20 protein-coding genes and 1 pseudogene are annotated in these 20,956 nt (G+C 71.7%); 7 read left to right on the top strand and 14 right to left on the bottom strand.

Going from position 1 to position 20,956, the window contains the following annotated elements; all coding sequences use genetic code 11:
* Positions 1–227 precede the first annotated feature (227 nt).
* On the top strand, positions 228–1,652 hold the full coding sequence (locus tag ACIA47_RS30830) for a pyridoxal-dependent decarboxylase (protein WP_396711817.1): 1,425 nt from the start codon (positions 228–230) through the stop codon (positions 1,650–1,652).
* Between the two features lie 412 nt (positions 1,653–2,064).
* Here the strand turns inward: ACIA47_RS30830 and ACIA47_RS30835 are convergent, their stop codons facing one another.
* Together ACIA47_RS30835 and ACIA47_RS30840 are read right to left on the bottom strand one after the other, a co-directional pair.
* Entirely contained in the window at positions 2,065–3,045 is a 981-nt protein-coding gene (locus ACIA47_RS30835) for a sulfite exporter TauE/SafE family protein (protein WP_396711844.1), read from the bottom strand.
* A gap of 154 nt (positions 3,046–3,199) precedes the next feature.
* On the bottom strand, positions 3,200–3,664 hold the full coding sequence (locus ACIA47_RS30840) for an RrF2 family transcriptional regulator (RefSeq protein ID WP_396711818.1): 465 nt from the start codon (positions 3,662–3,664) through the stop codon (positions 3,200–3,202).
* Between the two features lie 290 nt (positions 3,665–3,954).
* Here ACIA47_RS30840 and ACIA47_RS30845 point away from each other — a divergent pair, with 290 nt between their 5' ends.
* On the top strand, positions 3,955–4,623 hold the full coding sequence (locus ACIA47_RS30845; RefSeq protein WP_396711819.1) for a YceI family protein: 669 nt from the start codon (positions 3,955–3,957) through the stop codon (positions 4,621–4,623).
* A gap of 93 nt (positions 4,624–4,716) precedes the next feature.
* On the opposite strand, the gene ACIA47_RS30850 is transcribed toward ACIA47_RS30845, so the two are convergent.
* The 5 genes and pseudogenes from ACIA47_RS30850 to ACIA47_RS30870 all read right to left on the bottom strand — a co-directional run bounded on the left by ACIA47_RS30850 (position 4,717) and on the right by ACIA47_RS30870 (position 9,156).
* Positions 4,717–5,601: an acyl-CoA thioesterase gene (locus ACIA47_RS30850; RefSeq protein WP_396711820.1), complete on the bottom strand. Its 885-nt coding sequence runs from the start codon at positions 5,599–5,601 to the stop codon at positions 4,717–4,719.
* The gene (pyk, locus tag ACIA47_RS30855; protein WP_203121415.1) at positions 5,598–7,046 is read right to left on the bottom strand and encodes a pyruvate kinase; all 1,449 of its coding nucleotides are present in this window, start codon (positions 7,044–7,046) and stop codon (positions 5,598–5,600) included. Before pyk ends, ACIA47_RS30850 begins: the two co-directional genes overlap by 4 nt.
* Before the next feature lie 234 nt (positions 7,047–7,280).
* Positions 7,281–8,198 (bottom strand): BBE domain-containing protein, encoded by a 918-nt coding sequence (locus ACIA47_RS30860; protein ID WP_396711846.1) that lies wholly within the window; start codon positions 8,196–8,198, stop codon positions 7,281–7,283.
* Positions 8,132–8,767 (bottom strand): annotated as a pseudogene (locus ACIA47_RS30865) (FAD-binding oxidoreductase); the annotation flags it as partial. The pseudogene ACIA47_RS30865 and the gene ACIA47_RS30860, both read right to left, overlap by 67 nt.
* A 26-nt stretch (positions 8,768–8,793) precedes the next feature.
* Complete coding sequence (locus ACIA47_RS30870) at positions 8,794–9,156, bottom strand: YciI family protein (protein ID WP_091407872.1); 363 nt, start codon at positions 9,154–9,156, stop codon at positions 8,794–8,796.
* A 241-nt stretch (positions 9,157–9,397) separates the two neighbouring features.
* On the opposite strand from ACIA47_RS30870, the gene ACIA47_RS30875 reads away from it, so the two are divergent.
* Positions 9,398–10,270 carry an aldo/keto reductase gene (locus ACIA47_RS30875; protein WP_203126891.1) on the top strand — a complete coding sequence of 291 codons (873 nt, stop codon included), beginning with the start codon at positions 9,398–9,400 and terminating at the stop codon, positions 10,268–10,270.
* A gap of 58 nt (positions 10,271–10,328) precedes the next feature.
* On the opposite strand, the gene ACIA47_RS30880 is transcribed toward ACIA47_RS30875, so the two are convergent.
* The 3 genes from ACIA47_RS30880 to ACIA47_RS30890 all read right to left on the bottom strand — a co-directional run bounded on the left by ACIA47_RS30880 (position 10,329) and on the right by ACIA47_RS30890 (position 13,941).
* On the bottom strand, positions 10,329–10,757 hold the full coding sequence (locus tag ACIA47_RS30880; protein ID WP_396711823.1) for a hypothetical protein: 429 nt from the start codon (positions 10,755–10,757) through the stop codon (positions 10,329–10,331).
* Between the two features lie 16 nt (positions 10,758–10,773).
* Positions 10,774–12,981, bottom strand: coding sequence for a M48 family metalloprotease (locus ACIA47_RS30885; protein WP_396711825.1), 2,208 nt, complete (start codon positions 12,979–12,981; stop codon positions 10,774–10,776).
* 174 nt (positions 12,982–13,155) lie between these two features.
* Positions 13,156–13,941 carry a lipase family alpha/beta hydrolase gene (locus ACIA47_RS30890; protein ID WP_396711827.1) on the bottom strand — a complete coding sequence of 262 codons (786 nt, stop codon included), beginning with the start codon at positions 13,939–13,941 and terminating at the stop codon, positions 13,156–13,158.
* A 203-nt stretch (positions 13,942–14,144) separates the two neighbouring features.
* On the opposite strand from ACIA47_RS30890, the gene ACIA47_RS30895 reads away from it, so the two are divergent.
* Positions 14,145–15,503: a pentapeptide repeat-containing protein gene (locus tag ACIA47_RS30895; RefSeq protein ID WP_396711828.1), complete on the top strand. Its 1,359-nt coding sequence runs from the start codon at positions 14,145–14,147 to the stop codon at positions 15,501–15,503.
* 4 nt (positions 15,504–15,507) lie between these two features.
* Here the strand turns inward: ACIA47_RS30895 and ACIA47_RS30900 are convergent, their stop codons facing one another.
* On the bottom strand, positions 15,508–16,089 hold the full coding sequence (locus tag ACIA47_RS30900; protein ID WP_396711829.1) for a TetR/AcrR family transcriptional regulator: 582 nt from the start codon (positions 16,087–16,089) through the stop codon (positions 15,508–15,510).
* 221 nt (positions 16,090–16,310) lie between these two features.
* Here ACIA47_RS30900 and ACIA47_RS30905 point away from each other — a divergent pair, with 221 nt between their 5' ends.
* The 3 genes from ACIA47_RS30905 to ACIA47_RS30915 all read left to right on the top strand — a co-directional run bounded on the left by ACIA47_RS30905 (position 16,311) and on the right by ACIA47_RS30915 (position 19,377).
* Positions 16,311–17,777 carry an MFS transporter gene (locus ACIA47_RS30905; protein ID WP_396711831.1) on the top strand — a complete coding sequence of 489 codons (1,467 nt, stop codon included), beginning with the start codon at positions 16,311–16,313 and terminating at the stop codon, positions 17,775–17,777.
* Positions 17,778–17,874: 97 nt separating this feature from the next.
* Positions 17,875–18,861 (top strand): SEC-C domain-containing protein, encoded by a 987-nt coding sequence (locus tag ACIA47_RS30910; protein ID WP_396711833.1) that lies wholly within the window; start codon positions 17,875–17,877, stop codon positions 18,859–18,861.
* Between the two features lie 69 nt (positions 18,862–18,930).
* Positions 18,931–19,377 (top strand): nitroreductase family deazaflavin-dependent oxidoreductase, encoded by a 447-nt coding sequence (locus ACIA47_RS30915; protein ID WP_396711835.1) that lies wholly within the window; start codon positions 18,931–18,933, stop codon positions 19,375–19,377.
* Positions 19,378–19,433: 56 nt separating this feature from the next.
* Here the strand turns inward: ACIA47_RS30915 and ACIA47_RS30920 are convergent, their stop codons facing one another.
* The 3 genes from ACIA47_RS30920 to ACIA47_RS30930 form a co-directional block, all read right to left on the bottom strand.
* Positions 19,434–19,838 (bottom strand): hypothetical protein, encoded by a 405-nt coding sequence (locus tag ACIA47_RS30920; RefSeq protein WP_396711837.1) that lies wholly within the window; start codon positions 19,836–19,838, stop codon positions 19,434–19,436.
* Positions 19,835–20,134, bottom strand: coding sequence for a hypothetical protein (locus tag ACIA47_RS30925; protein ID WP_396711839.1), 300 nt, complete (start codon positions 20,132–20,134; stop codon positions 19,835–19,837). Before ACIA47_RS30925 ends, ACIA47_RS30920 begins: the two co-directional genes overlap by 4 nt.
* A 243-nt stretch (positions 20,135–20,377) precedes the next feature.
* On the bottom strand, positions 20,378–20,641 hold the full coding sequence (locus ACIA47_RS30930; RefSeq protein WP_030489032.1) for a DUF6244 family protein: 264 nt from the start codon (positions 20,639–20,641) through the stop codon (positions 20,378–20,380).
* Positions 20,642–20,956 lie beyond the last annotated feature (315 nt).

Raw genomic sequence — 20,956 nt, forward strand, 5'->3', positions numbered from 1 at the left:
CACAGTGGACCGAACCCACCGCGACGGCGGCGGACGGCGATCTGATCGGGGTGAAACGCCCTGGAACTCACGGATCCGACTCATCGCGCATCGTAAGGCAAGCGCTTTCCGCCACGCAACATCGATCATGATCGCTTGGTTGCGCGTCTCGCTCTTGCCTCGGCGGCGTCTCGCTCTTGCCTCGGTGATCGATGCCTGATCAACTCGTCCGGGTGAACCCTCACCACATGGACCCCGCCGAATTCCGTCGCGCCGGCCACGCCGTCGTCGACTGGATCGCCGACTACTGGGAGACAGTGGAGCAACGACCGGTCGCCCCGGCCGACCCCCCGGGCACGGTGGCCGCCGCCCTGCCCAGCGAGCCGCCCACCATCGGCGGCGAACCGGTCGAGGCGATCCTCGCCGACCTGGACTCGATCGTCGTACCGGGGCTGACCCACTGGCAGCACCCGGGCTTCTTCGGCTACTTCCCCGGCAACACCTCCGGCCCGAGCGTGCTCGGCGACCTGGTCAGCTCCGGGCTCGGCGTCCAGGGCATGCTCTGGGCCTCCAGCCCGGCCTGCACCGAGCTGGAGACGGTGATGATGGACTGGCTGGCCCACCTGCTGGACCTGCCACCGCGGTTCCGCTCCACCGGCGCCGGCGGTGGAGTCATCCAGGACTCGGCGTCCTCGGCGACACTGGTGGCCACCCTGACCGCACTGCACCGGGCCAGCGGAGGCCGCTGGCGGCACACTGGCATCGACCGACGCTACCGCGCCTACACCTCCCTCCACGGGCACTCGTCCATCGAGAAGGCGGTACGGATCGCCGGGCTGGGCAGCGACGGAATCCGGTCGATCGAGGTGGACCCGGACACCCAGGCGATGCTGCCAGGCTCGCTGCGGGCCGCCATCGAGGCCGACCTGGCCGCCGGTGACGTGCCGGCCATCGTGGTGGCGACCATCGGCACCACCTCCACCACCGCCGTCGACCCGCTGCCGGAGATCGGGGCCATCTGCGCCGCGTACGGGATCTGGCTGCACGTGGACGCCGCGTACGCGGGCGCCGCCGCCGTCTGCCCCGAACTGCGATGGACGCACGCCGGCCTGGAGTACGCCGACTCCTACTGCTTCGACCCGCACAAGTGGCTGCTCACCGGCTTCGACTGCGACGCGTTCTGGGTGGCCGACCGAGCCGAACTGATCGAGGCGCTGACCGTACTGCCGGAGTTCCTGCGCAACGCGGCTTCCGAATCCGGCGCGGTGATCGACTACCGGGACTGGCAGGTACCGCTGGGCCGGCGGTTCCGGTCCCTCAAGCTGTGGTTCGTGCTGCGCTGGTACGGCGCCGAAGGGCTACGGGCGCACATCCGCTCCGGGGTGGCGCTGGCCGAACGGTTCGCCGAGCGGGTCCGCGCCGACGACCGGTTCGAGTTGGCCGCGGCGCACCCGTTCTCACTGGTCTGCTTCCGACTGCGCGCCGACGACGACACCAACGCGGCATTGCTGGCCTCGGTGAACGCCACCGGACGGGTGCACCTCACGCACACTCGGGTCGCCGGCCGCTACACGCTGCGGCTGGCGGTCGGCTCACCCCAGAGCACCGAAGCGCACATCGACGAAGCCTGGACCCTGCTCTCCGAGGCAGCCAACACCCTGCTTGCCCCCTGACCCGCCGTCGCCCCGCCCCGCTCCCCCGCACCCCACATTCCCCACGCCCTCGCGCCCCGCGCCCCGCGCCCCGCGCCCCGCGCCCCGCGCCCCGCGCCCCGCGCCCCGCGCCCCGCGCCCCGCGCCCCGCGCCAAGATCTGCGCAACTTCCCGGATGTTGCTGCCTCCGACGCGCGAGAGACAGCAACATCCCTGATATTGCGCGGATCTTGACGACGAACACCATGCCCGGCCGACCGGGGGCAGGGTTCAGGGCGCCCACCGCCGCCAAGGTCACGCTCGATCCCGGATGTAGTGGTCACGGAGCACCAGGAAGCCACTACATCCAGGATGTTGCGCGATCTTGGTGACTCGACCTCGGCGATGACGGCGTTTGACCGGGCATCGGCGGGTGGGCTGGCGCATCGGGGGTTCAGCGTGGGGCGGGCGTACCCGTCGCGGCCAGGTCGGCCGGGACCTCGCCGACGGATGCAGCGTCGGAGGCCTCGGAGGGCACACCGGCAGCGGTGGCGGCTTCGGCGGCCCCGGCGCGGGCGCGGCGGGTCCGGCGTAGGGCGCGTACGGCCAACACCAGGGCGGCCAGCCAGCCGACGGCGAGCAGCGCGTACAGGGCGGGGCGGGCCGGACCGTCCAGTTCGGCGGAGCGGATCAGGGTGCGAGCGTTGGTCAGCACGATCACACCGCCGACTGCCGCGCCCAGCAGTTGGGCGGGCACGATTCGCACCAGCCAGGCGGCCAGCGGGGCGGCGATGAGCCCGCCGATGAGCAGCGCCACGACGGTGGGGAGCAGGAATCCCTCCGAGCCCAGCCCGATCAGGAAGCCGATGCTGGCCGCGCCGGCCACGACGAACTCGGAGGTGTCCACGGAGCCGATCACCTTGCGAGGTTCCATGCGACCGGAGACCAGCAGCGCGGGGGTGGCCACCGGCCCCCATCCGCCGCCGCCGGTCGCGTCGACGAAGCCGGCGACCAGGCCCAGGGGACCGAGGAAACGACCGCGGAGCCGTCCGCCGACCCGGTCGGTGCGCAGTGGTCGAGCGAAGCGGATCAGGAGGTACGCGCCGAGCGTGAAGAGGATGCCGGCCATCCACGGTGCGGCGGCCTCGGTGGAGATCGAACTGAGCACTGTGGCGCCGGCGAAGGCGCCGATAGCGCCGGGTAGGGCGATGCGGCTCACCACCCGCCAGTCGACGTTGCCGAACCGCCAGTGCGCGACCCCGGCGGCGAGCGTGGTGCCGATCTCGGCCAGGTGCACCGAGGCCGAGGCGGCAGCCGGGGCGACTCCAGCGACCAGCAGCAGAGTGGACGAGGTCAAGCCGTATGCCATGCCGAGCGAACCATCGATCAGTTGCGCGACGAGCCCGACCAGAGCGAGGACCAACAGCTTGCGCACGAGCGCCCCCAGACTTTTCGGCATCTCCTATCGACTTGGTCGACAATGCGGGATGGGGCAGCCAGGGTCAAGCCCCCGATCGGTGGATGGGACGCGGCCGAGCGGCGCGCTGGGTCAGCGGCCCGTGGCGCAGGGCCAGGCGGCGAGCCGGCGCTCAGATCCAGGCGCGCGGGTCGGAGGCCAGCTCGGTGACCCGCGCGGGCAGGGTGCCGGCGGCCACGTCGGCGACGCTGACCAGCTCCAGGATCTCCCGCTCGCTTGCCCGTAGCGCGATCCAGACCTCCTGGAGGGCGTGCGCCGGACCGTGGTAGCCGAGCTGCTCGGGGCGTTGACCGCGGACGTGGGCGAGAGGCCCGTCGATCACCCGGATGACCTCGGCGAGGGAAATCTCATCGGCGGGGCGGGCCAGCCAGTAGCCGCCCTCCGGGCCACGCTGGGCGTGCACGATGCCGCCCCGGCGCAGCTGGAGAAGGATGCTCTCCAGGAACTTCGGCGGGATCTCCTGGGCGCGGGCGATCTGGTCGGCCGTCACCGGCCGGCCGCGCCCGGGGCCGCTGGCCGTCGCGGCAAGCTCGGCGGCCGCGCGGAGTGCATAGTCGACCCGGGCGGAGAGGCGCATGTCGGCAAGGTTAGTCGGTGGTCGACCGGGCGGGCGGGCGACCCTCGGCCGATCGGCCACGCGTCGATGGAAAGTAGCCCCGCTGGCACCGTCCGGGCCGGCGGGCGGGATCGATGAACGGCCGCCGGTAGGGACCGGTGAAGTACGTCATGATCCACCGCACGGTGGCGGCCGAAATGCCGTTCCGGAGCGTCCCTATGCTGGGCGTGAGTACGAATGTCTGGCCGTTTACCCGGCCGCCAGCAACATATTGATAAACACCCGGCTGCGCTCGGGGGGAAGGCAACACGATGACCGATATCGCCACCCGCACCTGGGACGGTATGACCATCCCGGTGGCCGGCACCTATCTTCTCGATCAGGCGCACAAGCGGATCGGTTTCCTGTCCCGGCACATGATGGTGAGCCCGGTGCGCGGTGAGTTCGCCGAGGCCACGGCGGAGATCTTCGTGGCGGAGGACCCGCTGCTCTCCTCGGTGACGGCCATCATCATGTCAGCCAGCATCACCACCGGGAGTGTCGACCGGGACACGCATCTGAAGAGTGCTGACTTCCTCGATGTGGAGCGTTTTCCCACCCTCGAATATCGAAGCACCGGTATCAAATGGCAGGGCAACGAGGACCCCATATTCCAGTGGGCGCGCCTGCGCAACCATCGGTTGGGCGGACGAGGCCGAAGTCACATTGTTCCGCCGCAGTCCGACGGTATTCCCGGACGATTCGTCCTCACCGGTGAGTTGACCGTGAAGGGGATCACCCGGGCCGTCGACCTGGAGGTGAATTTTGGTGGTGCTCGTCAGGATCCGTACGGGCAGAACATCTTCGGATTCAGCGCGACGGCCGAGATGAACCGTGAGGACTATGGCCTGCTCTGGAATGTCGTCCTGGAGAGCGGCGGGGTGCTGGTCGGCAAGACGGTGCAGATCGAGATCGCCGGCGAGGCCGTCTACCAGGCCTGAAGCACGTCATCCCCGCCAGCTGCCTGGCGGGGACGAGCGACACCTGGCTGGCGGGGACGAGCGACGACTAATTGGCGGAGATGAGCCAGAGCGTCAGGCGCCGACGCGGCGCAGCAGCCCTTCCTGGACGGCACTGGCGATCTGCTGGCCGTCCGTGGTGAACATCCGGCCGGTGGCCAGCCCGCGCGCGCCGGACGCCGACGGGCTCAGGCAGTCGTAGAGGAACCACTCGTCGGCCCGGAACGGCCGGTGGAACCAGAGCGCGTGGTCCAGGCTCGCGCCGACCAACCCGCCCGGCCCCCACACCTCTCCGTGTGCGGAGAGCACCGAGTCCAGCAGGGTGAGATCCGAGGCGTAGGTGAGCGCGCAGGCGTGCAGCAGGGGGTCGTCGGGCAGTTTGCCGTCGATACGCATCCAGACGCGCTGGTGCGGGTCGGCGGGCCGGTCGCCGGGGCGGACCCAGCCGGGCTCGCCCACGTAGCGCACGTCGATCGGTCGCGGGATCTGGCCCCAGATCCCCAGCCGCTCCGGGTAGCGGGACAGCCGGTCGGTCATCGTCGGCACGTCCTGCGGCGGGGGCACGTCCAGCGGGGCCACAGCCTGGTGGTCCAGGCCCTCCTCGGCCCGCTGGAACGACGCTGACATGAAGAAGATCGGCTTGCCGTGCTGGAGGGCGACCGCGCGGCGGACCGAGAAGGACCGGCCGTCGCGGATGTTCTCCACCTCGTACGCGATCGGCTCGACCGGATCGCCGGGGCGGACGAAGTAGCCGTGCAGCGAGTGCACGAACCGCTCCGGGTCGACGGTGCGGCCGGCGGCGACCAGGGCCTGACCGGCGACCTGGCCGCCGTACACCCGTTGTGGGCCGACCGGGGGGCTCATCCCCCGGAAGGTCATCTCGCCGGTCGGGTCGAGGTCCAGGACTTCCAGCAGCTGGTCCACCGCCGCCTGGCCGACCGCGACCCGACCGTCGCTCACTGCAGGGCCCGCGCCGACGCGGCGTCGACCAGCGAGCCGAGCTGGTGTACGCGCAGCGTGTTGGTCGAGCCGGGGGTGCCGGGCGGGCTACCGGCCACGATCACCACGTAGTCACCGGGGTTGGCCCGGTCGAGGCCGAGCAGCGCCTGGTCGACCTGGCGGAACATGTCGTCGGTGTGCTGCACGAACGGCATCAGGAAGGTCTCCACGCCCCAGGTGAGGGCGAGCTGGTCGCGCACCTCGGGAACCGGCGTGAAGGCCAGCAGCGGCAGGTCGCAGTGCAGACGGGACAGCCGTCGCACGGTGTCACCGGTCTGCGAGAACGCGACGAGCGCCTTGGCGTTGATGGCCCGGGCGATCGACGAGGCGGCGACGGTGAGGGCGCCACCGTGGGTACGCGGGTCGTGCTGCAACCGCGGCACCCCGATCGAACCGGCCTCGGTGGTAGTCACGATCTTGGCCATGGTGCTGACGGTGAGCACCGGGTACTTGCCGACGCTGGTCTCGCCGGAGAGCATCACCGCGTCCGCGCCGTCGAGCACCGCGTTGGCGACGTCGGAGGCCTCCGCCCGGGTGGGGCGGGAGTTCTCGATCATGGAGTCGAGCATCTGGGTGGCCACGATGACGGGCTTGGCGTTCTCCCGGCACAGCTGCACGGCGCGCTTCTGCACCAGCGGGACCTCGTCCAGCGGCATCTCGACACCGAGGTCACCGCGGGCGACCATGACGCCGTCGAAGGCCAGCACGATGGCCTCCAGGTGCTCCACCGCCTCCGGCTTCTCGACCTTGGCCAGCACCGGCCGGAACACGCCCTCCTCGGCCATGATGTTGTGGACGAGCTTGATGTCCTCGGCCGAGCGGACGAAGGAGAGCGCCACCAGGTCGACACCGAGACCCAGGGAGAAACGCAGGTCCTCGGCGTCCTTGTCCGACATGGCGGGCACGCTGACCGCCACGTTGGGCAGCGACACGCCCTTGTTGTTGGAAACCGGGCCGCCCTCGGTGACGAGGCAGCGGATGTCGTTGCCGGTGACGTCGGTAACCTCGACGGCGACCCGACCGTCGTCGATCAGCAGTCGGTCACCGGGCTTCACCTCCTGCGGCAGCTTGCGGTAGGTGCAGGAGACCCGCTCCTTGGTGCCGATGACGTCGTCGCCGGTGATCACGACGGAGTCACCGGTGCGCCACTCGTGGGGGCCGTCGGCGAACCGACCGAGCCGGATCTTGGGGCCTTGCAGGTCGGCGAGGACGGCGACCGGCTTACCTGTTGCCTCCGACGCCTCCCGGACCAGTCGGTAGACCGCCTCGTGGTCGGCGTGACTGCCGTGGCTGAAGTTGAGCCTCGCCACGTTCATGCCGGCCTCGACGAGACCCCGGATGCGCTCCGGGGACGAGGTGGCGGGACCAAGAGTGCAGACGATCTTCGCGCGGCGTGTCACGCCCATCAGGCTAGTCTCTCCTTCAGGTCGGACTCGGGGCCGACCCCTTGCAGGCAGCGGAACAGGTGTCCAACGACGCGCGGTGCGCGTCGGGCCGGCGGGCGGAACCGCACCGGGAACGTTGTGGCGACGGGCATCAGCGACCGCGCGCCGGGAATCGTACGCCTCTGTCGGCGTGCGCTGTCGGGGTGCTCCCGGCGGCGGCTCACTCCCGGTGCCCCGAGGGCGGCAGGTGGCCGCTCATTCCGGGTGCTCCGGGGGCGGCAGGGTGGGCACCGCGTGCAGCAGGTCGCGGGGGTCGTAGCGGCGCTTGGCCCGGCGCAGCCGCGCCCAGTTCGCGCCGTAGGCGAGCCGGACCCGGTCGGTCTCCTCGGGGGCGAGCAGGTTGGGGTAACCACCGGGCAGGGCGTGCGGGGCGAGCGCCGCCGAGGTCCGCTCGGCCCAATCGCGGTGCGGACCGGCCTGGTCGCCGGGAGCCCACACCGCGATGATCTCGCCATCAGGTGATCGGTGCGCAGCCCGAACGCCGTGTCGCCGGGTCGGACCCGGGTGGCCGCGCCGTGGAAGTGGTGCACCGCCAGCGCGGAGAATGGCGAGGTGACCTGCCGGGCCGCGTCGACGAGCGTGTCCACCGCGCCGTCGGTGAGCGCGGGCAACCACCGGGTCCGCAGCAGGTAGTGGTTGCCGTCGACCATCCCGCCGTCGAACATCCGCAGCGCGTCCGCGTACGGCATCGGGCCGATCTGGTCGACCAGTGGGGTGCCCAACGCGCGCAGCCGGTCCATCCACGGCGCCCCGGCGTTCAGGTCGGGGCCGCTGTAGAACGGACAGACGAAGATCACCGGCTCGCCCGCCGGGCCGGGCAGGAAGCCGGCCATCACTGTCAGCTCGTCCGGGGCCTCGGCGACCAACGCGCCGTAGCCGCGCAGCACGGCCGGTGCCTCGGAGAGCGCGAACATGATCATGCCGGCCAGGACACCGGGCAGCCGGTGCGCGCGGAAGCGCAGCTCGGTGACGATGCCGAGGTTCCCGCCGCCGCCGCGCAGCGCCCAGTACAGCTCCGCGTCGTGACGGGAGTCCGCGGTGACCCGGCGGCCGTCGGCGAGAACCACCTCCGCGCCGAGCAGGCTGTCCAGGGCCAGACCGAACCGGCCACACAGCGGGCCGTACCCGCCGGCGAGGGTGAGCCCGGCCATCCCCACGGCGCCGACCACGCCGGTGGGGATCACCAGGTCGTACGGGCGGGCGGCGGCGAGCAGCTCGGCCGCCGTGGCGCCGCCGCCGATGGTCACCGTGGCCGCGCCCGGATCGACGCGGACGGAGCGCAGCCCGGTCAGATCGAGCACCAGAGCGCCGTCGCGCAGCGCCCGGCCGGCCCAGTCGTGCCCTGCGGAGCGGACCGAGACGGGCAGGTGACATCGGGCGGCGACGCGGCCCGACTCGGCCACCTCGTCGGCGTCCCGGCACTGGGCGACCAGCGCGGGCGTGCACGCCACCGCGCCGTTCCAGAGCCGGGTGGTGGCGGCGTAACCGGGAGCGCCCGGCTCGTGCAGCCGGTCGCCGAGCAGGGCACGCAGTAGGGCGGCGGCCGACGCGACATCGGGGGTGGCGGCGGAGAGCATGGCGACTCCTCGACCGGGGCCGACCCACGACACCGGGCACCCCCCGGCGGCGGCCCGCGCTGGGCGCGACCGTAGCACCGGCAGACGGGCGAGCGCCGTCATCATCACGACAGCCACCGATGGACCGCAGCTCAGCTGCCCGCCTTGACCAGCGGGAACTCCAGGGAACCGGCCGGGCAGAGGAAGGTCAGCACCTCCACCCGGTAGAGCCCGGCCTGCACCGCCGGGTCGGCCTCCAGCACGCTGCGGACATCGTCGACGCTGCCCGTGCGGGCCAGCCCGAAGCCGATCGGCGGATCCGGCTCGCGCGCCGGCCCGTCAACTGAGCCGGCGACCAGGACGATGCCGCGTCGCTGCAACGCCTGCATGTGTTCGGCGTGCTCGGCCTGCAACCGCTGCACGGTCTCCGCGGGCAGGGCCCGCCCGGCCGCGCCGGGATAGATCACGATGCACTCGTACGTGTCGAGCGCGAAGTTGACCTGCGGCACTCCCATGGGTGCTCCCTTCGCCGTCGCGCCGGAACGCACCGGCTCCGGCCAGCGTCGCACGGACACCCCGGTCGTACCGGGCGCTTCCCGGCAACTCGGTCGGCGCGCTGACGGCGTGTCCGCGCCCACAGTCGGCCGACCGGCGGCATGGCGGCGGGGTTCCGGGGGATGATCCATCGGTGGCGGGTGGGCTTTTCACGCCCGTGCTGTCCAGGCCCGCCACGACGAGACGATTGGGGATCGGGCAATGGCGACAAATATCAGTGAGCAGCCCGCGAAGGCGTCCGGCACGTACCGGATCGGTGGCGACGTCACAGTCAACCGGCTCGGCTACGGGGCCATGCAGATCACCGGCCCGGGTGTCTGGGGTGACCCGAAGGATCCGGCCGAGGCGGTGCGCGTGCTGCGCCGTGCGGTCGAGCTGGGCGTGACGTTCATCGACACCGCCGACTCGTACGGGCCGTTCGTCTCGGAGTTGCTGATCCGGGAGGCCCTGCACCCGTACGCCGATGACCTGGTGATCGCGACCAAGGCCGGGCTGAGCCGCTCCGGCCCCGGCGACTGGCGTGCGCTGGGCCGCCCGGAGTACCTGCGCCAGCAGTGCGAGCTGAGCCTGCGCCACCTCGGTCTGGACAGCATCCCGCTGTACCAGTTGCACCGGATCGACCCGAAGGTGCCGCTCGCCGACCAGCTCGGCGAGCTGGCCCTGCTGCGGGATGAAGGCAAGATCCAGCACATCGGGCTGTCCGAGGTGAGCGTCGCGCAGATCGAGGAGTCCCGGGCGATCACCACGATCGCATCGGTGCAGAACCTGTACAACCTCGCCAACCGCAGCGCCGAGGACGTGCTGGAGTACTGCGAGCGCAACGACCTCGCGTTCATCCCGTGGTTCCCGATCGCGACCGGTGAGCTGGCCCGCCCGGGCGGGCCGCTGGACGCCATCTCCACCGCGCACGGCGCGTCGCCGGCGCAGCTCGCGCTGGCCTGGCTGCTGCGCCGCTCGCCGGTGATGCTGCCGATCCCCGGTACGTCCTCGGTGGCGCACCTGGAGGAGAACGTGGGCGCGGCCGACGTGCGGCTCACCGACGACGAGTTCGAGGCCCTCGCCAAGGCGAGCTGACCCGCCGCTCCGGACGCCGTCGGTCCAGCCGGCGGCGTCCGGACCGGGCGCCGTCGGGTCAGCCGGCGGCGTCCGGACCGGGCGCCGGACCGGGCCCCGGACCGGGCTCCGAACCCGACTCCCGGGCGGCGCGTAGCGCCTCGGTCGCCTGGGCCAGCAGGCGAGCGGAGTCGGTCCGCCCGCTCACCTGTAGCTCCACTTCGGTGTCTCCGCTCTGGATCCGGATGCTGGCCTCGGTGCGCTGCTGGTCAACCCAGGACTGCAACAGGTTGAACAGCCCCGGAAGCAGCCCTTGAGCCAACACCGCGATGATCACCGCGTCGCTGAAACCCGGCCGGCCCCCGCCGCCGCCTGCCGGGCGGACCACCGGCCGGTACTCCGGGCGGCGGTGGATCCAGGTCAGCAGGTCGACCGACGCGGGCTGGCGCTGCCGAGGGTTGATGGTCAGCCGGACGGGCAGCCGGGTTGCGGCGTCGCTGTCGGTCACGGTTTCTGTCTCCCGGTCAGTTGGCGGAAGGTCGGAAGGCGACGGTGTCCCCGTCGGCGGTGGCGACGCCCGCGACAGTGAACGCGTCCTCGTCCTTGAACGGTGAGCTGGCGCCGAAGTAGGTGGTGGTGCCGCTGGCCTCCACCTTGCCCTGGGTCTCGTACGGGGTGGAGACCTGGGCGCTGGCCGGGCCGGTGAGTTCGACGGCGAGCTTCGGGTACTCCAGAATCTTCCAGGTGACCTTCTGCGTGGAGCTGCTGCTGTAGTAGCGGAACGGGCAGCCCGCCGGCGCGGCGACGGTCTGCTTGGCGCACTCGTCCAACCAGGCGCGTACCCGGGCCTCGACGGCTTCGATCGCCGCCGGCTTGAGCACCGGCGCCAGTTGCAGGACGGCGGCGGTCTCCCCCGGGCCCACCAGCACTGTCGCGCTCGGCGTCTCGCTGAGCGCACTGGACGGGCCGGTGGCGGTGTAGCCACCGGGCAACAGCACCAGCGGCGGACCTTCGGTGGCGACCGGCAGCTCCACCCCGTTGAGCCGCACCCCGGGGTCGGCGATCGCGGCGTTGAGCGGGGTCGGCCCACCGCTCAACCGCCAGCCGTGGAACAGCCCGGCGGTGGTCTCCTCCTCGCGGCGCAGGGTGAGGGTGGCCGTCTGGCGCGCGTCACCCAGCCGGTACGCCACCGTGGCGGTGGCGCTGTCGCCGTCGCGCTCCAGCGAGCTGATCTCAACGTCGGTCGGTGGTTGGTAGCCCTTGCCGCGCAGCAGTTGGGCGAGCAGCTTGGTGTCGGCGTCGCCGCCCTGATCGGTCAGGTGGCCGAGAGCGGCGTCGCTGTCCCGGTCGGCGAGCGCGGCGAAGTAGCTGTCGATCGCCGCCTGGGGGCGGAAGAACGCCCACTGCACCACGCCGAGCCCGCTGGTGCCGAGGCAGGCGGCCACTGTGAGGGCGCCGACCAGCAGCCAGGTGCTGCGGGTGCCGACCGGGCCGGCGTGGTTGAACAGCCGGTCGACGGTGACGGGCTGGGCCGCCCCGGCGGGCGCACCGGCCAGCGACGCCCGCTCCAACGCGTCGAGCCGCAGCTCGTGTGGCGGGTGGGTGGCGCAGACCGCCTCGTCCCAGCCGCTGCGGCCGGTCTCGAAGGACAGTCGCCGTTCCAGGATGCGCCGCAGCCCGTCGACGTGCCCGGTGAGCACGGCACCGAGGTCGGCCCGGTACTCGGCCGCCCGCACGTCGCGGGCGTGCAGCGGCAGCACCACGTACCGCATGGTGAGCAGCACCGGCCAGAAGAACACGAAGACCACGAAGTTGGTGGCCGGGTGCGGGAACGTCCGCATCAGCCAGGTCGGCAGGGCGTGCGCGAGGGTCAGCGGCAGGCCGACACCGCGGACGAAGGCACTGGTGATCTCGTCGCCGGTGCGCCAGTGCACCAGCTCGTGGCTGAGCAGCGCGGCCACCTCGTCGTCCGGTTCGGTCAGCACGGCGGTGGTGACCACCACGTGCCGGGCGTACGTGCGGGCGTTGCTCAGGACCGGGTCGTCCTCCATGAGCAACCGGGGCACGCTGGGCAGGCCGAGCCGGCGGGCGCAGTCGTCGAGGATGGGGCGCAGCCGCGCGTACTCGCGGCGGCTGGGCTGGCGCGCACCCGAGACGATCAGCAGGCGTGGTTCGAGCAGCACCCGGTAGAGCGTGTAGAGGACGCCGATCAGCGCCGCCGCGACGACCGTGCCGATCAGGCCGGTGAGCAGCGCGAAGGGGTCGTCGGCGACGCCCAGCCAGGGCAGCGCCAGCACGGCGAGGAAGCCGACCAGGAAGCCGATGACGAAGCCGGCCGCACCACCGAGCACCCCGCCGGAGCGGGTCAGGAACGCCTCGATCAGGGAGCCGATCAGCGGAGCGTCGCGCAGCACCTGGGGCACCTGGTCGTCGGCGCCGGTCCCGACGGCGAAGAGCCCGGCGACGGCGAACGTGAGACCACCCCAGACCGCCAGGAGCAGCGCGACCGGCAGGTAGAACCAGGTGGCGACGAACGCGCCGAGCACGCCGCGCCAGTCCCGCAGGATTCCGGCGCGCAGCCAGACCAGCGCGTTGGGGTAGCCCGGTGGGCGGTCGGCGAACCCGCCGGTGGGCGGCGGGGTGTCGGCCGACGGCGGTTGGGCGGCCCGGACGTCGAGCTGCGGCACGGTCGGCGGGGTGTTCTCCGGCGGCACGGTGGGCGGCTCGGTCATGAGCGCTGCTCCCTCTCGGAGGATGGCGTCCACTGTCGGGAATGGACAGCCGGAGCAGGCTATCGAGGACATCCGATGTCCGCCACACCGTTTGGGAGGATCGTCGCGCACCCGACACTCACCGTCGCGGGTCCGGTGCGGCGGTCCCCTCCAGGACCGCCGCACCGGGCCGGGTCAGAGCGCGAGGCAGTTGGGTCGCACCGCGCCGTCGACCAGGGCGCCGCGCACGATGGTGTACGCCGTGCCGTCGAGCACCAGACCGAGGTGCCCCACCACCCGCAGCGGGCAGTACGCCTGGATCAGCACGTTCGTCGCACCGTCGTTGACGGCGGCGTTCCCGGTCGGTCGGACCAACTCGTCCTGCAAGGTGCGGACGGTGGTGTAGCGCACCGGGCCCGGGGTGTCGTCGCCGGCGTTGAGGTCGGCGAGGAACGCCGAGCCGATGGTCATCTGCTGGCAGGCCACGACGCCGGCGCAGCTGCCCAGGCCCAGGAACGCCACGATGTTGGCGACGTACGTGCCGTACTGCGGTGAGCCCAGGCTGACGTACCGGCCGACGGTGGCGGTGCCGCCGAGCCGCTTGAGGTAGTACCGGCTGACCAGGCCCCCTTCGGAGTGGGCGACGACGTCCACCGTCGCCGCGCCGGTGCTGGCGCGTACCTGGTCGACGTAGCCGGCGAACGCGCGGGCCGAGGTGGGGATGTCACCGAGGCCCAGCCCGGGTAGCTGGTAGATGAAGGTGCGGTAGCCGTCGGCGCGCAGGCGGGCGGCGATCGGCTCGTACGCGACGGCGACGCCGCTGAGCCCGCCGACCACGATGACGGGGTTGGCCGCCGCGGCGGCGAAGGGTGCCGTGGGCGCGGCGGCGGGATCGGCGGGGGCGGCGGTCGCCGTGGCGGTGGACGCGAGCAGCGCGGCGGTGGCGAGGGCCAGGACGAGGGCGGTCTTTCGGAGCAGCATGGCTGCACCTCCGGGGGGAGGCACCCGGCGAACCGGGCAGGTGGGTGGGGTGTCCGGTCGACCGTGCGACGATCATCCCCGCAACAATTCAGAAACGTCAATGACTTGTTACGCGCCGGTAACCCGTTGTTCCGGCGGGGGCGTAAACGGTCATACCGCCACGCTCCATATCGGACACCGACGCCGACTGGCATGCTGTGGCCGTGGCTGTCGACGAACCCACCGAGCGCGAGCTGCGGGTGATGCCGTGGTGGCTGGTCCTGGTCGGCCTGCTGGTCGCCGTCGCCCTGGGCTGGCTGGTGCTGGACCTGCTGCTCACCGAGGCCGACCGGGCCAGCCAACCGGACACCCGCGCCACGCTGCGCATCGACGCGATCCGCACCGGCCTGACCGTCGTCGCCGGCACCGGCGGAGGGCTCGCGCTGCTGCTCGCCGCCCGCCGCCAGTGGATCGCCGAACGCGCGCAGCGGCACCAGGAGAACGTCGCCGCCCGGGACCAGGTGCACCGCGACCGGGTGCAGGCGCACGCCGAGGCGGTGGCCGAGGCCGCGCAGCGCCACCAGGACCGGCAGTCCGGGGCCGCCGAGCACGACGCGGCGGAGCGTCGGCTGACTGAGCTCTACACCCGGGCGGTCGAGCTGCTCGGCAACGACAGCGCGGCGGTACGCCTCGGCGGCCTGCACGCGTTGGAGCGCCTCGGTCAGGACAATCCGGGGCAGCGCCCGACGATCGCGGCGGTGCTCTGCGCGTACCTGCGGATGCCGGCGCCCGACGGCGAGCCGCGCGAGACGGAGGTCCGGCGCAGCGCGCAGCGCGTGCTCACCCGGCACCTGCGCGCGGACGACGCGGCGCACTGGCCGGAGGTAGTGCTGGACCTGACCGGTGCCGCGCTTGTCGACTTCGACGCCACGGGCTGCACGCTGGTCGACGCGGACTTCACCAGGGCGGTGTTCACCGGCGTGACCAGCTTCGCTGGTGCCACCGTGCGAGGGCGACTCATCCTCGGGGCAGCAATCTTCCACGACGTGGTCTTCGACGACCTCGCGGCCGAGGCGATGGTCGTGCTGGACGGTGCCCGCGTCGGCCGATCGGCCAGCTTCGACCGGGCCCGGTTTGCCGAAGGTCTGTCCTGCCAGCGGGCCACTCTCGGCGGCCGGACGTCATTCCGGCGGGCGACATTTCATCAGCCGACCAGCTTCGACACGACCCGCTTCGAGGACACTGCGACGTTTCGGGAGGCCGTCTTTCTCAGCGGCCTGTCGATGGAGCACACCCAGTTCGAGGGGTCCGTCAGCTTCCGCTCGGCCCGACTCGCGGACATGGCCCTGTTCCGCTGGACAATGTTCGACGCGGAGGCAGTGTTCGAGCAGGCCCAGTTTTCCGGTGCCGCGAACTTCGGCCGGGCCCAGTTCCACGGTATGGCCAGCTTCGACGGCGCGCGATTCAGCCGGCCGCCGCAGGTCGACCAGGCCCGGGCATCGGTCGATGGCGGACACGTCTGGCCGGCGGGCACGGTGGTCGAACGGCTCGACGACGAGTGGCTGCTGCTGGTCGACCGCTGAGCGGTCAGCGGGTGGCGGCTGGGGGGCGTAAGCCGTCCAGGGCCACGCCGAGCACCCGGTCACGCTGCTCGGGTGACGGGAACTGGGCCATGGTGAGACCACTGATCAGCCGCACCACGTCGTCGAAGCCGATGTCGTCACGGACCACACCGGCGGCCTGCGCGCGACGCATCAGCGGCTCACCGGCGGAGAAGATCTCCGCCCGGCAGCTGGTGAAGATCTCGGAATCGTGCAGCAGCTGCTCGGCGAGCGCCCGCTTGGTGGCGACGTACGCGACGAAGCGGTGCAACCAGGCGACGAGCGCGTCCCAGGGTGGCAGCTCGGCCAGGCCCTCGGCGGAGTGGCACAGCGCCCGGACCTCCTCGACGTAGACGGCCTCGAACAGGTGCCGGCGGGTCGGGAAGTTGCGGTAGAGCGTGCCGATGCCCACGCCGGCCCGGCGGGCCACGTCCTCCAGGGAGGCGGCAGCGCCGTTCTCGGCGAACGCCTCGCGCGCCGCCGTGATCAGGGCGTCGTAGTTACGCCGCGCGTCGGCCCGCTTGGGCCGCTGGGCGAAGACCTCGGGCGCCTGCCCCGCGCTGGTCATGACGTACGTCACCTCACCCTGGTTGCATCCGGAGGCAACCCTCCGCTAGCTTAGTGGAGGCACCCCTCCGGAATCCCGGAGGCCTGCCTCCGGTTAGCTTACCTCGGGACCCGCCCGATCGCCGCCTGGCCACCCCGATCGCCCGGGCCCGACAGACCACCCCGTCGCAGACGACGGGCGACAAGCCTTCATTCCCGTACGTAATCAGGGAGTTTTCTCTCGTGGCAGTGACTTCCCGACGCGGCTCGCGTCGGCTCACCTTCACCGTACTGGCGGCCGGCGCCGGGTTCTTCGCGATGCTCCAGTCGCTGATCACCCCGGTGCTGCCGACCATCCAGCAGGACCTGCACACCTCCCAGAACACAGTGACCTGGGTCCTGACCGCCTACCTGCTCAGCGCGTCGATCTTCACGCCGATCCTCGGACGCGTCGGCGACATGGTCGGCAAGGAGCGGATGCTCGTCGTCTCGCTCGCCGCCCTCGCCCTCGGCTGCCTGCTGGCCGCCATCGCGCCGAACATCGGCGTCCTCATCCTCGCCCGGGTCGTGCAGGGCATCGGCGGAGCGGTCTTCCCGCTCTCGTTCGGCATCATCCGCGACGAGTTCCCGGCCGCACGGGTCTCCACCGCAGTGGCCGCCATCTCGGCGATCGTCGCCGTCGGCGGTGGCCTGGGCATCGTGCTGGCCGGCCCGATCGTCAGCACGCTGGACTACCGCTGGCTGTTCTGGATCCCGATGATCGTGGTCGGGTTGACCGCCGTGGCCGCGCACCTGTTCGTGCCCGAGTCGCCGGTCCGTACCCCCGGCCGCATCGACTGGCGCGCCACAGTGCTGCTCTCCGGCTGGCTGGTCGCGCTGCTGCTGCCGATCAGCCAGGGCGCGGCGTGGGGCTGGACCTCCACCCGGGTGCTCGGCCTGCTGGCCCTTGCCGTGGTGCTGCTGGTCGGCTGGCTGGTCGCCGAGGTGCGCTCCAGCAACCCACTGATCGACATGCGGATGATGCGCCTGCCCGGCGTCTGGACCACCAACCTGGTCGCCCTGCTCTACGGCGCGTCGATGTTCTCCGTGTACGCGTTCCTTCCGCAGTTCCTGCAGACCCCGACGGCCGCCGGCTACGGCTTCGGCGCGAGCATCAGCCAGGCCGGTCTGCTCATGCTGCCGATGCTCGTCGCGATGTTCGTCGCCGGTCTCGTCGCCGGCCGACTCCAGGCCGTCTTCAGCGCCAAGGCGCAGCTCGCCACCGGTGTCACGTTCAACGTGGCCGCCTCCGCGCTGCTCGCCACCGCGCACGACACCCGCTGGGAGGTCGCCATCGCCGGTGGCCTGGTCGGCCTCGGCATCGGCCTGGCCTTCGCGTCGATGGCCAACCTGATCGTCGCCAGCGTGCCGGCCAGCCAGACCGGCGTGGCGACCGGCATGAACGCCAACATCCGCACCATCGGCGGCGCGATCGGCGCGGCCGTGGTCAGTGGCGTGATCACCGCGCACCCGCAGGCCAACGGACTGCCCCGGGAGGCCGGCTTCACGATGGGGTTTCTCGTCCTCACGGCGATCGCCCTGGCCGCCGCGATCGCGGCCCTCGCCGTCCCGTCCGCCGGGCGGGCGTCGGCCGGTCGCCGGCCGTCCGCCACGACGATCGTCGAGTCGGAGCTAGCCGGCGAGTTCGCCACCATGCCAGCGACCCGCTGAGGGAACATGTCGCAGCCCGGGCGGTTCGCCGCCCGGGCTGCGGCGCATTCCGGAGTACGCTGACCGCTTCCTGTCCGTCGTTCCTCAGGATGCGCCCATGCCCGAGTTGCTGACAGCCGACCGCATCGACGAGATCGGCATTATGGGCCCCAGCAGCCCCGACCCGGCCGCGCTCGTCGCCGAACTGGTGGGTGCCGTCGACGAGGGGCGGGTAGCGGACCCCGACGACACCGGGTACGCCCTGCTGGTCGCCGCGGACATCCTGGAACAGGCCGGTGACCTGGCCGACGCGCTCGCCCTGGCCACCCGCGCCATCGCCGAGCAGCCGGACGACAACGCGTACGCCCGAGCGGTGCGCGGCGGCCTGCTGCTGCGCCTCGGCCGCTCGGAGGAGGGCATGGCCGAGCTGACCGCACTGCGTCCGCTGCTGGAGACCGACCCCGCGGCCACGTACCTGGTCGACGAGCTGGCCGAATCCGGCCACGCCGACACGGCCCTGGAGTGGCTCACCGGGGCGCTGGACGCCATCCTGGAACGGACCCGGACCCAGCAGCACACGTCCGAGGACGCCCAGGACGAGGCCGCGGCCATGATCTACGGCCTGGCCCAGCGGCGCCACGACCTGCGCGAGGAGACGGGCCTACCCCACGACGAGTACGACAACCTCGCCGACCGGCTGCGCGCCGCGAGCACCCACGCGCTCGACGCCCTCGACGACGGCCCGGCCACGCTGCTGTTCTGGCCGCAGTCGGAGTTCGACGCCCTGCTGGTGCGCTGGCCGGCGCTGGTGGACAGCTACCCCGTCACCTGGGACGAGCACCGCGCCCAGATCGAACGCGCCCTCGTCGACGCTTCCGGAATGGGCGGCGCCGACCTGGGCGTGGTCGCCGGCACTGTCGACGGCCTGGCGGCCTTCGCCGAACGCACCGGAGGCGACCCCACCAGCGAGGAAACCCTCGACGAGTACGCCGACAGCCTCGACGAGGCGGGCGTGACAGCCTGGCCGCCCGGCCGCAACGACACCTGCTGGTGCGGATCCGGCGCCAAGTACAAGAAGTGCTGCCTGCCGCGCTCGCGCGGCTGACTGTTCCGGGCGTTCTGACCCCGACGTATGGTCGATGCGTCCGTTCGACTCGACGATGAAGGCGATGGCGTGACCACACACGAGCAGAACGAGACGGTCGAGGACAGCCCCGTCGGCTGGGTCGCCAGCCACATCCGGCGCTACGTGCGGACCGACGGCGCGGACGGGGGCACCTTCCACGGCGTACCCTCGCTGCTGCTCACCACCCGCGGACGCCGATCGGGCACGCTGCGCCGCACGGCCCTGATGTACGGACGCGACCGCGACAACTACCTGCTGGTGGCGTCCAACGGCGGCGCGGCCACGCACCCCGCCTGGTACCTGAACCTGAGCGCCGACCCGGCGGTGGAGATTCAGGTCGGCGCGGAGCGGATCACGGGTCGGGCCCGGACCGCGACCGGCGAGGAGCGCGTCCGGCTGTGGCCGGTGATGACCAAAATCTTCCCGACGTACGCCCGCTACGAGAAGGAGACCGACCGCGAGATCCCGGTCGTCGTCATCGAGCGCTTCAATTGATAACTACCTGGACTTCAACAACACGGTCCGCGTCACGCGCTGAGCCGTCGAGCGCTCTAGCCAGGAAAGCGGATGACCGGAAGGTCGCCGCCATCGCCGTACGCCTTACCCTCGCTGGTCAGCACCGAGGCGTCGTGCTCCAGGACCGCCATCACGGCGGCGGCGAGGTCAACCCGACCGGTCACCACGCGCCAGTACGCCAATTCCTGCCAGTCCTCACCCCAGGTCGGTAGCACCGCGCAGGCGGGACGGTCGAGCAGTCGGTGCAGCAGCTCCCGATCGCCCGGATCGTCCACCACCGCAAGCACCTCAGCCGCGACCACAGCCGGCACACCGAACCGGACCCCGTCGTGGGCCACCTCGTGGATGGGTTCGGCGACATCCATGAACCCGGCCGCGTAGGCGAGCAGCGCGGACCGGTCCAATATCAGCCGGACCGACGGCGCGTCGGGAATCGTCATGCCGCCGGAGCCTGGCTGCCGGAGCCGTCAAGCATCTCCGCTGCCGCACGGCGGGAACGGTCCCGCAGAGCGGCACGTCGACCGGGCGACCATTCCTGCTCGACCTGCGCGCGTTGGGCCTTGGCGCGGGCCTGCCCCTCTGCCGTCACGGTCATGCCCCGGCGGGCAAGCTCGGCGTCAAGATCCTCAGCGCGCATCCGCGCCCGGATCGTGTCGACCACGTACGCGCTGGCGTTGGGCTCACGTTCCAAGCGCTCCGCCACGTCCTGCGGCAGCTGGGCGGCACGCGATGACAAGGCGTCAGCGATGGCGGCGAATTCGCACAGCGCTGCTTCCAGGTCTTGGACGATCTCCTGCGCGATGACCTCCGGCGGCAGTAGTGCGTCGGCGTCCTTTGGACAGCCCTCACCACGCGCGGTGACAGCTCTCCGAGACCAGGAACGCTGATCGGCGCGGCTGTTGGTGGGCTTGGCACTGCGGGTCGCAGGGTGACGCCGGCTGCTGCGGGTGGTTGGTGGATTGCGCTGCCACCACCGTGGTCAGTTTCCCAGCGCTCGGACCTTGGCGATCGTCTCCTGCACGTGCTGCTTGGCCGGGTCGCCACCCTGGGACGCCTGCGCGAGCGCCTGACGGTATGAATCGATCATGCCGACCAGCGGACCAGCGGCCACACCCTCCAGCGCACCCGCGACGAGTGCCCGCGCCTCGGCCGCGTCCTGTGCTGCCGCTGCGGTCTTGGCCTTCGCCTCGTCCAGCTTCTGCGACGCCGCCGCCAACCTAGCGATGATCTGTGCTGCACTCACGTGCACCTCCCCGTGGTCGACCACCGCCTCCACCACCGCACCGGCAGAGACCACATGGGAGCGTACGAGATCCGCGCACCCAGCGCGACCGGCCGCTCGCCCCCGCGTCACCTCATCGGCTGTGGTCGCCCCAAGCAAGCGACTCTGACGGAGTTTTGCGCACGGAACCCGACCGGGGTCGGATGGCCACCGAGATCTTGGACAGTTTCCGTTAGCTCGTAACTATTCAGTCCCATGACATCTGTCAGTGATGAAGTCCCGATACATGTGTCACTTGGTAGGGATCTTGGGTGTGCTGGTACACGGTGCCTGGCA

Source organism: Micromonospora sp. NPDC051227 (genome assembly GCF_044455385.1).
Lineage (GTDB): Bacteria > Actinomycetota > Actinomycetes > Mycobacteriales > Micromonosporaceae > Micromonospora.

Coding starts and splice junctions, on each gene's coding strand:
- ACIA47_RS30900 (WP_396711829.1), bottom strand. CDS start 16,089: ATGACCAGCGCGGGGCAGGCGCCCGAGGTCTTCGCCCAGCGGCCCAAG.
- ACIA47_RS30830 (WP_396711817.1), top strand. CDS start 228: ATGGACCCCGCCGAATTCCGTCGCGCCGGCCACGCCGTCGTCGACTGG.
- ACIA47_RS30870 (WP_091407872.1), bottom strand. CDS start 9,156: ATGGGAGTGCCGCAGGTCAACTTCGCGCTCGACACGTACGAGTGCATC.
- ACIA47_RS30840 (WP_396711818.1), bottom strand. CDS start 3,664: ATGCGCCTCTCCGCCCGGGTCGACTATGCACTCCGCGCGGCCGCCGAG.
- ACIA47_RS30875 (WP_203126891.1), top strand. CDS start 9,398: ATGGCGACAAATATCAGTGAGCAGCCCGCGAAGGCGTCCGGCACGTAC.
- pyk (WP_203121415.1), bottom strand. CDS start 7,046: ATGGGCGTGACACGCCGCGCGAAGATCGTCTGCACTCTTGGTCCCGCC.
- ACIA47_RS30890 (WP_396711827.1), bottom strand. CDS start 13,941: ATGCTGCTCCGAAAGACCGCCCTCGTCCTGGCCCTCGCCACCGCCGCG.
- ACIA47_RS30920 (WP_396711837.1), bottom strand. CDS start 19,838: ATGACGATTCCCGACGCGCCGTCGGTCCGGCTGATATTGGACCGGTCC.
- ACIA47_RS30845 (WP_396711819.1), top strand. CDS start 3,955: ATGACCGATATCGCCACCCGCACCTGGGACGGTATGACCATCCCGGTG.
- ACIA47_RS30885 (WP_396711825.1), bottom strand. CDS start 12,981: ATGACCGAGCCGCCCACCGTGCCGCCGGAGAACACCCCGCCGACCGTG.
- ACIA47_RS30910 (WP_396711833.1), top strand. CDS start 17,875: ATGCCCGAGTTGCTGACAGCCGACCGCATCGACGAGATCGGCATTATG.